This window comes from Mucilaginibacter sp. PAMB04168, assembly GCF_039634365.2.
GTDB lineage: Bacteria > Bacteroidota > Bacteroidia > Sphingobacteriales > Sphingobacteriaceae > Mucilaginibacter.
Window position 1 is genome coordinate 20,133 of sequence record NZ_CP155080.2, and the last position, 13,439, is coordinate 33,571.

General features: G+C 39.0%; 16 protein-coding genes. All 16 read right to left on the reverse strand.

From position 1 onward, the window contains the following. Window positions 1–38 precede the first annotated feature (38 nt). Window positions 39–1,265, reverse strand: a complete 1,227-nt coding sequence (locus ABDD94_RS22825; protein WP_345952163.1) for a hypothetical protein — start codon at window positions 1,263–1,265, stop codon at window positions 39–41. 239 nt (window positions 1,266–1,504) lie between these two features. Further along, a complete protein-coding gene (locus ABDD94_RS22830) occupies window positions 1,505–1,864 on the reverse strand; it encodes a DUF6876 family protein (protein WP_345956054.1) in 360 nt (119 codons plus the stop codon). Between the two features lie 371 nt (window positions 1,865–2,235). Then, entirely contained in the window at window positions 2,236–2,553 is a 318-nt protein-coding gene (locus ABDD94_RS22835; protein WP_345956055.1) for a hypothetical protein, read from the reverse strand. 225 nt (window positions 2,554–2,778) lie between these two features. Further along, window positions 2,779–3,117 (reverse strand): hypothetical protein, encoded by a 339-nt coding sequence (locus ABDD94_RS22840; RefSeq protein ID WP_345956056.1) that lies wholly within the window; start codon window positions 3,115–3,117, stop codon window positions 2,779–2,781. A 102-nt stretch (window positions 3,118–3,219) separates the two neighbouring features. Continuing rightward, a complete protein-coding gene (locus ABDD94_RS22845; protein ID WP_345956057.1) occupies window positions 3,220–3,480 on the reverse strand; it encodes a hypothetical protein in 261 nt (86 codons plus the stop codon). Between the two features lie 518 nt (window positions 3,481–3,998). Then, complete coding sequence (locus ABDD94_RS22850) at window positions 3,999–4,499, reverse strand: hypothetical protein (RefSeq protein WP_345956058.1); 501 nt, start codon at window positions 4,497–4,499, stop codon at window positions 3,999–4,001. Window positions 4,500–4,517: 18 nt separating this feature from the next. Beyond that, window positions 4,518–4,991, reverse strand: a complete 474-nt coding sequence (locus tag ABDD94_RS22855) for a PH domain-containing protein (protein WP_345952157.1) — start codon at window positions 4,989–4,991, stop codon at window positions 4,518–4,520. 1 nt (window position 4,992) lies between these two features. Then, complete coding sequence (locus tag ABDD94_RS22860) at window positions 4,993–6,111, reverse strand: hypothetical protein (protein ID WP_345956059.1); 1,119 nt, start codon at window positions 6,109–6,111, stop codon at window positions 4,993–4,995. A gap of 158 nt (window positions 6,112–6,269) precedes the next feature. Beyond that, on the reverse strand, window positions 6,270–6,998 hold the full coding sequence (locus ABDD94_RS22865) for a topoisomerase C-terminal repeat-containing protein (protein WP_345956060.1): 729 nt from the start codon (window positions 6,996–6,998) through the stop codon (window positions 6,270–6,272). 135 nt (window positions 6,999–7,133) lie between these two features. After that, entirely contained in the window at window positions 7,134–7,832 is a 699-nt protein-coding gene (locus ABDD94_RS22870; protein ID WP_345956061.1) for a hypothetical protein, read from the reverse strand. Then, window positions 7,792–8,736, reverse strand: a complete 945-nt coding sequence (locus ABDD94_RS22875; protein WP_345956062.1) for a DUF4099 domain-containing protein — start codon at window positions 8,734–8,736, stop codon at window positions 7,792–7,794. Before ABDD94_RS22875 ends, ABDD94_RS22870 begins: the two co-directional genes overlap by 41 nt. A 17-nt stretch (window positions 8,737–8,753) precedes the next feature. Continuing rightward, on the reverse strand, window positions 8,754–9,989 hold the full coding sequence (locus tag ABDD94_RS22880) for a zincin-like metallopeptidase domain-containing protein (RefSeq protein ID WP_345956063.1): 1,236 nt from the start codon (window positions 9,987–9,989) through the stop codon (window positions 8,754–8,756). After that, window positions 9,979–10,155 carry a hypothetical protein gene (locus ABDD94_RS22885; RefSeq protein ID WP_345956007.1) on the reverse strand — a complete coding sequence of 59 codons (177 nt, stop codon included), beginning with the start codon at window positions 10,153–10,155 and terminating at the stop codon, window positions 9,979–9,981. Before ABDD94_RS22885 ends, ABDD94_RS22880 begins: the two co-directional genes overlap by 11 nt. Beyond that, a complete protein-coding gene (locus tag ABDD94_RS22890; RefSeq protein ID WP_345952150.1) occupies window positions 10,145–10,801 on the reverse strand; it encodes a M23 family metallopeptidase in 657 nt (218 codons plus the stop codon). Before ABDD94_RS22890 ends, ABDD94_RS22885 begins: the two co-directional genes overlap by 11 nt. A 245-nt stretch (window positions 10,802–11,046) precedes the next feature. Then, on the reverse strand, window positions 11,047–13,023 hold the full coding sequence (locus ABDD94_RS22895; protein ID WP_345956008.1) for a type IV secretion system DNA-binding domain-containing protein: 1,977 nt from the start codon (window positions 13,021–13,023) through the stop codon (window positions 11,047–11,049). A 74-nt stretch (window positions 13,024–13,097) separates the two neighbouring features. Next, window positions 13,098–13,436: a hypothetical protein gene (locus ABDD94_RS22900; RefSeq protein WP_345956009.1), complete on the reverse strand. Its 339-nt coding sequence runs from the start codon at window positions 13,434–13,436 to the stop codon at window positions 13,098–13,100. Between the last annotated feature and the right edge of the window lie 3 nt (window positions 13,437–13,439).

Sequence of the window (13,439 nt, forward strand, 5' to 3'; positions counted from 1 at the left end):
AATGCTCGGTCGACAAGTTATAATGCCCAGTCGGTATGTTATAATGCTCCCATAGTCGGCTCAATGCTTAAAAAGCCTTCATGTATCATTCGTATTGCCTCGCTGTCCTTAAGCTGTTTGGCTTTATTCCATTCGTTGGCTTTGAAATACACCGATTTTAAAACCTCGACCTTTTTTTGAAGGTCTGCATCAGTGGAGTTCAGCCACCTTTGAAATGCATCTGTCTCTTTCTCAAAGGCTGTAATTCTGCTTAATCTTTCCTGCGGGTATATACTATCAAATAAATGCCTTAAGTCCTTTAGAAGCGTTAATTTTAGCTTATGATCTACCGACATTCTTTGCATGATCTCGGGATGCATATTTGAGGTAAAATCGAATTTGATCAGATAATCCTCAACGTATTTGTTTTCGACGTTTCCGCTTACAAACTTGTACTCAAATGAAAAGTGAAGTAACTTCTTGTCACTATTGATATTCTTATAGATTGATTTCAGAATATTGCTGACAGCTTCTTTTTTATGCTTTGGCTCTTTCTCTACTGGGTTCCCTTTTTTATCGGTTTCTTTCATATATCGAACACCTGCGATATCGGCCAGGTGATCTACGGAATACAGGGGAACATCAACCTTGCCCTGTTGGGATGCATAGATATGAAAAACCTTATTAAGAAAAATGTAAATCTTCTTTCTGGAATGCCCGCCCTTGCCTTTGCCAATGGCCGGAAGCCTGGTGGTGTCAAGCGTATAATATCGTTTTACGAAGCCCTCTATAATTACATCAGAAAGGCGTACTTCATAAACTTTCTTTGTTCCCAGTACCGTACCGCTTTGCAAATAAATGTCTTTTAGAATAGGAAAGTTTTCAAGTTTGATGATCTTTCCATCTTCTCGGTAGTCATGCACCCTTGAAAACAGGATATTGGTTCTTAGCATCCGATAAAGCGTATAATCAAGCACACTTTCAAATTTGTGTCCCTCATATACTGGCGCCTTGACACGGCCACTGACGATATCAGGATGAACAGCGCAAAGGTTAGGTGCGCTTATCCCTGTAAAATCGCTATATTCTTTTATGGTAAACTTAGTATAGCCAAACAGGTTGTTATTAATCTTCTTGCTCATGAAAATGATAAAGTCCAAAACGTTTTGGGCATCACCTTCAAAGCTGTTATCAATATCCATTAGGTTATCTGCAACGCTTCTATCAACCCTTGATAGGCTGTAGCTTAGTTCCTTGGCTTTATCTGATAATACGTTGTTTTCCATAATAACACAAATAATGATATCAATATACAAAGATATCAATATATCTTAAACAATAAACATTTTGATTGGATTTTTTTAAAGTGTAATTGTAAAAATACGCATTTTTTATTTTAGCTGTCTAAAGTCCAAAACCATTAAGGGGTGGGGCGGGTAGTTATGTTTATAACTCTAACAGCATTATAGTATTTCGACCTATTGGAATGCTGACCATAAAAAAAGCCCCATTAAGGGGCTAATTCTTAGTGTTCGTTCGGTAAGTATATTAAATCATTTTGTAACCAAACGTGTACCAGATCAGCTTTAAAATCAGAAAAGCGAATATCAATTTCCTTAATGACATTCTTGTTTCCATCTTCAACTGAAAGTTTGAAATGATTGCCTTGCAGCCGCTTTAATATCCAGACTTGAAACTCCTGGGTATCCTTAATATCCCTTGAATGGATACAGATTAAATCAAGCAACCAGTAGCATTCGTAAGTATCAGCAAGGTATTTTATTCCTTGGGTTATGTGGATTCCGAAAGTGTACTTATAAACTGATTCTGAACCTCCTGCAAACTGATTAAATTCGTAAGTGCTGTTTAACCTAAATTCTTCCATGATCTTAAATTTTAATCGTAAACCTGAATTAGTTTACATGCGTCACTCCGGCTCTAAGGCCGAATAAGTGCAAAAAATTTGGAAAGAAAATGCGGTGGGTTCCCTTTGGGATACCCATTTTGTTTTTAAATTTTTTGGTGCGGAATGGCAATGAGGGCTGCCCACGTTTCGGGATTATGGGCCGAACTTTGTATTTAAACTAATAATATGATTACTCCCTAATGATATCCTTTAAACAATCACCCCCTCTATATATAGGGAATGCTATCAAAAGAAGCGAAGCTGCACGAGCTGGCCACAAAATATTACTATCAAAAAGTCAGACCCGGACTTTCTCCAGGAATAACTTTTGCTATCAAACCATACAGTAGTTAGAAAAGGGAATACTGTACTTCCGCATCAATTACGATGTATTGTTCTTTAATAAAGTGCTTGATGGCATCCTCGGCAAACGTTTCAAAGCAGGTGTAACCGTATAAAGATTCAGGATGAAAGAAATGTGACTTGCCGTCTTTTTTACCTGTAACCTGATTGATGCTGCTAACCTGCAAATGTGATATGCAAGGTAGGCCGTTGTCTTTAAGTACATTAAATGGTTTGAACCTGAAATGCAGTTCTACCTTTGTACTGCCAATGATTTTTGTGTAGTGATTTTCTGTTAAAAATTCTTGATGAATGATCATTTCCATAACAATAAAGCTTAAATTTTTATTGCATGGGTGTAGGAACTGTGAGCATATCAGTCAAGGGCGGTGAGGTACGAACCGTTTATATACCCTTGACAGATATATAGCAACGTTCCACCTTTGCATACTAAAAATTTAAGCGGTTACTGGAAGCGTTCTGCCAAGGCTGAACAGATAATTGCTATCATAATTAATAACCTGGTAGATCTTCAGGTAAACTTAATGCTATCAAAGTGGGTGGCGGATCTCATTGCCGGCATAAGAATTTGCTACAATCTTAGATCGATAGCATAGGGGGATTATTGCATCCTTTTTTGCAATAAATTCCTCGAGAACTTTTAGCTTTTCAGGTGGTATTGCGCCTGTGCCTGGTAAAAGCGCCTTTACAATGCCCTTAATCTCCTTCAATTCTGCGTTTTTTTCACTATAAGCTTCCTGAAAACCGACTGCAAATCCTTTTGCAGCAATACGAGCATCATCTACATTCTTATAGGTGCTGTCCGCATATTGGGTAGCCTTGCCAATAATGCTTTCCATCAATTTTTTACTTTCTGCGGGTACTTCCATAATTAATTGTAATTTGATAAAAATGTAGATCGACTTGCAATAGCCCCAAAGGTAACGCCTCTGAAAATATGATTTTTACAGTTTCCCGTATTTTAAAAAGCCCTATTTAGGGCTTCTATTCAGATATAGTGATTTTAAAAATTGTTCTTCGGTTTCATCACTGTTTAAGATTTCATAGTGGAATACGGTTGTTAGTTCATCCCCAATTGCCTTAGCTTCCTGGTCAGATAATGCGTCTGCCATTTCTTTAAGTTTTGCTTGATCGTCTGATTCGCAACAGGAAATCAACATGTCGCCATATTCTTCAAGGTTTTCAACTCCGTACTTCTTAGCTAATTCTGGATCCAATTTAATAGTATTCATATCTTAAATTTTAACATAAACCTGAATTGATTTATGTACCCGTCACTGGCAATAAGACCGAATACGTGCAAATTCTTAAAAAAGAAAATGCGGTGGGTTCCCTTCGGGATACCCATTTTGTTTTTTAAGGATTTGGTGGTTAGACAGAGGGTAGGGGCACATTTCGGAATTAGTGCCGAACTTTGTATATAAATTGATTAGGGTAACTCCCAAGTCGTTACAATGAAGATTTCTTTAATTTCGGGTGCTATCATTATGAACCCTGATCAGGCGGTCGGCCAATGAATAACACTATCGAAAGGAATGTTCCGGATCTTCTCGAGACAAACTAAATGCTATCATAATCACAAGCGGCGCCTGGAGGCCAATTCAAATAATGCTATCAGTTAGGGAAGTGCCCTGCCCTGATCTGCGGATGCTCAGGGAACGGTATAGTAGCAAAAGTATAAAACGTAAAAAGGCGTTGGCCGAAGCCAACGCCCGTGATCTAACTAAACGGAACGGCTAAAAGAAAAAAATCAATATGCTGAAATGTCTAAATTTTTGGATACGGGTTCTGTCACTTGTCCCACTGGTAACGCTTTATAAGTATAGGTTTCAATCAGCTTGTCATCAGCATACACCTTTATTAAGGCTGTTATAGGTGTTTGCGAGGCATCATCGGTGTTTTTGGTCTGTGTGGCTGACAAAAGAAAACCCAGCCTGTTAACAGCTTCCTTGCTCTCTACAACAAGCTTATTACTGGTCAAATCTGCTATATAATTATAAGCATTTCCTTGTGCAATTACCTGTGTCCATTGGGTATTTGCAGGGGTGCTTATCAACGGCTCAACAAAAGCGCCTTCGCCCTTGGTTAATGAATTAATGGTAAATAGTAACTGGTAGTTTTGATAATTGCCGGAAAATTCTACTTCAACATTTACTTTCTTTTCCGACTTTGTTTGTACATCAGGGTCGTAGTCTTTACTGCATGAAATGAACATCAATGCTAATACACAAAGGCTTAATAACTTTTTCATAGGTGGTAATTTTAAAATTTAATTGATTTCAATGATTTTACTTTTTGCTCTCGCTCGTTGTACCAAATCCCTGATCGTGTCATTCAGGTTTGACTGAGGGATGCCATTTAGGGCAATTACAACGTCTTGCTTATCGGTGGTAAATAGGGTCAAGGTCATAATTTTCAAAATCCTCATTATTAGGTTTTGCTTGATGACATAATCCTTTACCCTATACAATTCAAGTGTTACAAGCGTATAGCTGAATATCCCAGTCCTTATTTTCAAGGTTTCTGCTGTAAGGATATAAAGCGTTAGACGGATATAAAAGAACCGATAGAAAGCCATAGCCAATACTACAATTGCAGGTAAACAGAGTGTGTTTAACCAAAAAGCCCCGACCAGTAACGCCACTGCAATAAATAACAATCCAAAGACTGATAAAAAGCAGTAGGAAATGGTGGGGCTTAATTGTAAGTATCGTTCCTGATTTGGGATGCCGATACTATTCATACTATCGGCTTCGTTGGTAGCCTTTATCTTCCTGATTCTGAACCTTTATATCCTGTGGTTTTTCGTACACAAGCTTTAGGTCTTTATCATACAGGCTAAGATTTTTAAACTGGGGGCTTGCAGCTACAAAAGCCTTTTCTTCGGTGCCGTTCTTCTCAAGGGTTACCGATTGAAGGTTGCCACGTTTTAAAGAGGACATTAACCGTTCCCTATGATCGGGGTCGTTTAGTTCTTTTATTGGGTGGGTGGTAACAGCTTTATCCAGGTCAAAGCCGTAATTTTTATAGAAGGTTTTAAAGGAAAACTGGCCTTGATCGTTCTTCTTTTCAAAATCAAGCTTCATCCAAACTTCTTCCTTACGCTTTATTGGCTCCCCTGATTCGGTAACGTTCTGCTTATCTGTGATTTCCGCATTCTTTTGAATAGAACGGCCTGAAAGAAGGTTGTAAGCTTCTTTGGCAGTTATATCGTTCCCTTTATTTAAAGTGAACACACGGCTTACAGGATCTTGTACTGTGCCGTTGGCATTGCCTTTTTCAAGGGTAGCCTGATAGTCGTTTAAAAAATAGTTGTCGGTTGTTTTGCTTTTACTAAACCGCAATTCATAATTTACCATATCCTTAGCGTTTGGCGTACTAAATGCAGCCGAAGCGCCCAAGGTAAATTTATCCGAACCCTCTTTTAACCGAACTTCTAATGCAGAATTGAGATTTTCCCCAAAGCCCAGGTATTTAAGGCTTTTTTTAAGGTATTCAAAATTCTGATCGTTAAGTTGAGTTTTCTTCATATCAAAAGTTACATCCTCAAAATTAACAAATCTCTTTTCCTTATCTGTCGGTTCTTGGGTAAAATGTCTGATAATATACCCTTTATCATCGAGAAAGTAGTATAGATCGTTTTTATCTACAACCAGGGCGTCTAAAAGAAGATCGTACTTGTCTTTTGCCGATAACTGGTGACCGTCGATCACATCTGGAATTGAAGTTAACTGCTCGTGTGTAAGTTTTGGTTTTTCAAGGGCGACTGTAGTGTCCGCCTTTTCTTTAAAGGGAGCTTCGTAAAGCTCTTTCTGTTCAGGACTCGGTGGAATGACCTGAACCGGATTTGGGATAATGTCCATGTTACATAGTTTTATGGTTAATAATCTTTAAAAGAACTCTATTAAATGAGCATCAGGGATAGAAGTGGTTATCCTTTTTGCTGTGTAATGGAAGGGTGATGGGGGGGCAAAAAGATATGAACAGATAGCCCGACCGTAGTGATGCCCAAATCATTTTATCAGGAATTTTTAACTATTTCAAGCTTATAATCGCTATCCAGTTTATAAAACCCGGTGTATGCGTCGCCATTTTTAGGCTTAAACTTTGTCTTGTCTGACGTACCTTTTTGGCACAAATCCAACAAATCTTTAAGCGTAATCTCCTTGCCTGAAATTTCTCTCCAAACGGTAAATTCGCACTTAATTTTATCATTCCTGTAATTCGAGCAACCATACGCCTTATGATTAGCCGAAACGCTACCTGTCTTACACTTAGGGCATTTAATGATCTCAAAATCAAACTTAACCTGCAAATTATCATCAAGAATAAGCTTCGCCCCAAAAGTCTTTTGGCTATTACTCAAAAAATCCGTCCTATAATCCGTCGAACTACCGTTCAAAAGAACCTCGGCCTCATTTTCGGACAAAAAAACACCTGCAATGTTCCTGTTGATATACAAATCACATTCTTTATCGTTAAAAAAGCCTTCGCAAATAAACGCCTTGTTAGAAATTTTAACTTCCTTAGCACATTTAGGGCAGGGCGTATCTAAAGAATTATGCTGAAAATGCGGCTTAATAGCCCCTTCTTCAATCACCAACTTTGCGGAAAACTGCTTATTATCTTTATTAACCAAGTCATCAAAGAAATCCGTTTCCTTATGATGGGCAAGCTGCTTAACAATATTCCGTGTCATTTCCTTACCGAAGTAGGTCTTAAAAATCATAAAGCTGCACTTATCGTCCATACTTTTAAAATGGTTGCACATATAACCTTTAGCGCCCTCTATCAAGTCTCCTTGATTGCAAACGGGGCATTTAGCGACTTTATCCATAAAATGAGATATTTATATATTGATATATTGATATAAATAAATTTCGTTCTAAAAGCCTTTCTTTTGGACTAAGTAGCCCAAAAACGACAAATGGTTTTTGTCGTTCGGCTTATGTGTTTTAATATTGCTTCTTTTACCAAACTGCCTGTGAAACGAAAAGTAAGAGAATTGGCTCCGGCCAATAATCACTGATTTGGGCGATTCATTTTCTGTTACGGCAGTAACAGTTACAATGTCATCCGCAAGGGTAAAAGAGCAATCTTTGTTTGTGAGCCAAAGCGAAGCTTTGCAGTCATAAACTTTACCGATTAAATCATTGGAAAAAACCGTATGAAATTTGCATTCTCTAAACTGCTTTCTAAGCAGGTCGATTTGTTGTTTTGAGGGGCGAACGCCTAAAGCGACGAACAGGCAATGGCCAAAACCGTTAAACTTTGAACTATTCAGATGGGCAAAAGCGATTGCCTCCATTGCTGAAAAAAACAGAAAAACGTTAGTTGGTTTATGTTGATCTCCGGCATACCAAAGGCCATTTGTACAGGCAAGCTTTACGGTCTTAAAGCCAAACAGCTCACTATCTTTAAGATCATCATTAGCATAGTAATTAAAAACCAACCTTCCGGCATGGTCAAAATGCAGCGAGTTAACAAAAAGGCGCTGGACCGCAAGTCCAACGCCTAAAACTGAAAGTAAAGGAATAAACGTGTTATCTGCCTCGTCCTCGTGAATTTTCGATATCGTGTTCATCTTCTCCTACTGGGTTATTTTTACCATGATCGGGGTCGTTAACGTTCTTCTCGTTCTTTACATCGTCTGCATCTTTGATTTTTAAAGTGTCCAATTGTGCAGGTGACATTGCCGATGCATTACTAAATTCATGCTTAACCACATTGATCTCATTCGCTATGGATTTATCATTAGGAAACTTTTGCTGTTTGCGCTCTAACTGTTTTTCGACCTCCTTTAAGGCAGTTAGATATCCTTTTGAATAAGATTGTTCTTCGGCTGACTGTTTGCCCATCAAACGGTTTATTCCGGTAAACAATAGATAGCTTAAACCACCGTCTATTAGCAGTGATAAAACTAAGGCACTTCGATTTGAGCGTAGGCCGTTTTTATCAGCCGTTCTATACTGAACTTCTGTACCGTCCGAAAGGGTAATAACTTCTCCCTCCCGTAATTTGCGTTTCTTTTCAGGCGACAGGGTTTCGTCGTTGATGGCAACAGGAATTTTTATCTTCCTCGGGTCATAGCTTAAAAACTGGTTTGTCAAATTGTCAAACTCTATTATTTCAGAGGCTGCATTACCTTCTTTATCGATCACCTCTTTTTTTATATTGGCAACCTCACCGCTAACAAGCTGCTCATGTTCCTTTTCGGATAAAAGGGGGTGTTTCTGTACGTACTTGTAAACAGGGTCTATCCTTAGCTTATTCTCGCCGTTCTGATCTACTACAGATAAACGGGCTGCCATTGCTTCAATTTCAAACCCATCATTACCCTTTACATTTTTGAGTTCTACAAGGCCGGTCATATTCCCACGCTTTAAAGCGTTAATATTTTCCCTGTCCATTGTGATTGAGCCTTCTTTATACAGACCTACATTTTCAAGGTCTTTTAAAGGCAACTGGTTATTTAATTGTTCGTTCATGTTACTAAGCTTTTTAATTAGATTTTTCTTTTGGAACTGTTATCCTCCTGGGCAACCAATTCCTTTGCGGTCGGGATACTATAATCGTATTCCTTTACTTTGTTTTCAATCGTACTCAATATCGAAATGGTATTTCTATTAGCTCTTTTGGCTTCAACCAAGGAATTGAAAAGACCGTCATTTACGGTAAGCTGCACCTTATGATTATTGGATAAATCTTGTATGAGGAAATTCCTTTTATCAGCTTCCAATACTTCGTATTTGGTGCCGTTGTATTTGATAACGTCCCCTGTTTGTAGCGTGTTCGGATTGTATTCGGGTGCTTTGGTGGCTTCCTGCTTTTGCTCGATTTTCTTTTCAAAGGCCATTACATAATCAAATATGCGCTGTGCATCTGCTGCTGCTGAATGAATTTCATAAGGGGTATCGGTTAAGACCTTTATCCAACTATCCACATATGCAATATGTTGTTTGGGGTCGTGGCCGATCTTAAGTTCGTTACCTAAGATCATCGAAGCTATTTCAGCACGTAATTCCTCTCGGGCATAGTCTGGAGTGCCGAACTTGTTTACCAGTTCACGATCAAGACGGCTATGATGCCCTGTCCAATGGCCTAACTCATGAAGCAGGGTCGAGTAGTAACGGTCGGCTGTTTCAAACTGGGGGCGCTCCGGCATGTTTATTTTGTCAAATAGTGGAGTATAAAAAGCCCGGTCACCTGCAACGTGTTCTATTTTTGCACCGGAAGCTTTTACTATACTTTCCACCCTTGCAACCTTTCCCCATAGTTCATTGTCTTTTATCTCCCGAACTGGCAAAGGTGGGATTCCTTTAATTTGTTCGGCATTAAACACCCAGGCTTTGGTAACAATGGGGCTATTCAATTCTACCTTGATCTTTACAGGCTTACCGTCCGTACCGATAACTGGCCGTTTGTTTTCATCCAGTTTAGTTCGTAAGTCATGGGTTTTCACGAAGTTTATCATAAATCCCTTAGCGCCTTTCTGTACCTGCCAACCTTCACTTTCAGCTTGTTTGAAAGTTGCCCAACGTGGGTCTTGGTAAGGGCTGAATAAATGGAGATATAAAGCATTTAAGCCCTTGTATGGATTGCTTGTAACAGCGTTATAAGGCATGCTATAATCGGTTCCTGCGCTATTCCAAGGCTTCTGCCAAGGTGCAATACCCTGCTTTAATTGCTCGATGATCTTCTCGGCAACTAACTCATACATCTTTTTCGTTTCAGTTGCCATCGTTCGCCTCCTTTCCCTCGTCGTCCAAATCTTCATCAGGTAGCACGTCTGCAACATCTACCCCGTACAATTCCGCTTCGGCTTTGTTAAGCTCTACACTTGCGCCCTCGGCCACAAGCTGTAATTTGTTTTGCAATGAAATTTCTGTTTTGGTCTTAATTGACATAATCACTTGTTTTAGTTAAAAATTCGGTTAGTTGATCTTTGCGGTTGACGCTTAAAATCTCCCTTAGAAATGGAAGGGGATTGATGCTTTGGCCTTTATACTTTACTATAAAATGTAAATGCTCCCCAGTAACACGGCCTGTTCTCCCGCTACGGCCTATTATAGTTCCGGCCTTTACCAAATCTCCGGCTTTGACAAATCGTACCGCTAAATGGCCGTATGTGGTTTCATAAAATCCATGATTTACTACAACATAGTTGCCGATAATATTATCATAATTGGATACTACAACAGTTCCATGAAGCACCGAATAGATATCTGCCTGACGTGCGGAAAGGTCTATTCCGTTATGAAATTTGAGATTTCCTAGTATAGGATGAATGCGGTACCCAAATCCAGAAGTGAGTTTAATATTTGCCAAAGGCAAACAGGACAATTCAAGGGGTTCACGTTCGGGCAAGTAATTAGAAGTGTAAACGGTGTCTTTGATGATTTTCAGTTTAACAACTGTGTCCTTGACAATACTTTTCTTTTTAACTGCTACGGTGTTAACTTCCTCTACGCTTATAATTGAATTGAAGTCTTGGGCGTAACTATTTACGGCAAAAAGAAAAAAGATGATAAAGGAAATTTTAAAGTGTTTCATAAGCTTTACTATCAAAAAGGTAAATGATCAACCGGGCGGCCAATGAATTATACTATCAAATTTGATGTGCCAGGTTCTCTGCAGAGAACCAAACTGCTATCATTAACTTTCTTCCGGAAGATCTCCTAGAATTAGAAATGCTATCAAAATCAGCTGAGGATCTTAATGCCGGCAGAAAAATTTGCTATCATTTAACTTCGGGCGCTGCCCTGATCTGCAGATGCTCCGGCTTAGGTATGATAGCATTAATTTGAATAATATTGAATGATGTTTTCTACATCCTTGCGGATTTTAAGGAAGTTGCTGTTTAAGATTTTTGCTTTGTTGCCCTTAAAGTCATAGAAGTTTGGTAACTCCCGATAGCCTTTTTCCTCCCGCTGTATATCTGCTAAATTAAGATTGACTTTACAGTGAACGTTAGATGTGGTGTACTTGCCTGTATAATCATTGTTTACATCCGTTGCAATCAAGCCGACTAACTCACCTGTACCTAACTGGGCTATCTTCCCGGCAGGGATAAGTGGGTCGTATTTTTCATTCAGGGATACCGATGTTTTAGAACGGTCGATGCTTAAGCCCTCGCCAATTTGTTTTTTCTTTCCAAAAAGCCGTTCTAACCAATCCAATGTTTCTTTGTTCCGAACCGAACCAGATATAACATTGCCGATTACTGCGGTTATCGTTGTAGCGGTGTCTTTGCCCTGTAGCTGCTTCAACTGGGGTAACTCCTGCAAGCCTAACAACACGGCTACTTTATTACTCCGTGCTGTTGATATCAGGTTTTCAATTTTATGAATAAATAGGGTAGGTGCTTCATCCGCTATAATGGCCGTAGGCAAATTACCCTTGGTATTGATCAGCCTTGTTAGGCGGTTGACCACTACAGAATAACATGTTGAATTGATATTTTGAGTTGCAGGGCTATTTGCCAAAATCAATATGGATGGGTGTTTGGGGTCGCTGATCTTTAAATTAAAATCATCTGCTGAAAACACCCAGGCGGTTTCCTCGGTGTTTAACCTTGAAATAAAAATCTTTAAAGTTCCTATCTGACCTTCCAACTGATCGTATGCCTTTTTCTGTAAGGCCGAAGCAAAAGGAGATAGCAAACTTTCAAGTACGGGATAGGTATTCAGACAGGTAAATATTTCTTCATAAGTCCTGTTTAAAAATGCCAACAAGTGCGCAAATGTCGAGTACTTGCCGTTGTCATGCCTTGAAACGAAATATATACAGGATGCTAAAAAGTTTACTGCGGACTGGGTAAAGAACTTTTCGCTTCCCCCGCTGCTATCGCTTTTCTGTAGGCTCTCTACAATGGCTTCTGCGGTTTCGGATGCATCAGCAAGTGTTTCTATATAATCTGCCCGTAATGGGTTTATCCGTCGGCTCTTTTCAACTTTATCCAAATTGATAACGTTAAACTGGTAATCCTTAATCTTATTGTTCTGCTTGGCTAATAGATAGTGGTAATAAGCGATTTGGCCCAGGTCGGGAAATTTAAAGTCATACAGGCACATCGTATAACCCTTGGCTATCATTTGCCGGATAAAGGGGTTAACTACACCAAATGACTTTCCCGAACCAGGTGTGCCTATCAGGATGGTTCCTCGAAACGGGTTTACTACATTTATAAAGCCATTATGAACTTTCTTTTTGTAATAGAACTGCATCGGTATATTAACTGAATAGGGGGTAATGTCCTCCTTAACCGATTGCATGAAGCTTTCACCCTCAATATTCCATTCATCTTTACCAAATCCACTGTGTATGATTTTTGAAATATTATCCATTGAGGTATGAATAAGAACCGCCCCAACCAATGAAGTAACGATAAATCCGATATTGTACCATGAGGTATAAGGGAAGGCATCTTTTCCATGCTGATTCAAAAACCATATACTGCCAAAGAATAGTAACAAGCCGATTACTAAAGGGTAGACAATATGTTTCTTCGGGTCTAATTCAAGCTTCTTTTTGCTTAAGGTGCCGATAGAAACTAAGCAGATGATTACCAAGGTGGTAAACTTGCTATAAAATATGTTTTTATAGATCGCCAAGTGCGACAGCTTTTCGAAAATATGGGCTAAACCATTACCGAACTTTCCTGAAACAAACATTCTGTCTGCGTAGACAAATATTATGATCTCAAAGAAAATTAACAGATACACTACAAATTGCAGCATCCCATGCAGCTTTTGTAATTCCTTTTTTTCTTCCATTTTAAATAAAAGTTAGGGTAAAAAAAAGATGGCAATTGCTTACCATCTTTCTTCATGATTCGGCTATTCAGCCTTTAAGCAAATACGTTATAATAAACGACCTTGCAGATTTCATACAGCATAAGCGTCCATGAAAAAGCTGCGACAATAACAATAGAGGCTATGATCTTATTTTTTTTTGACCAACTTTCTAACCTGGTCTTTTTGGTAATCATCGAACGGATAATGACAGTAAACAAGGTGCATTCGACCATTAATAGCCCAAAAGCAATTGCAAATACGATTACGCCAGTTCTGTTAAGCGTAATGTACGGTTCAACTATCAGGGATAAAATAACAAGGAAGATGCCCATTGCGATTAAACCAAGATGTGGCGACCTGATTATTGGGGGTTGTTTTATGATGTGTTCCATATC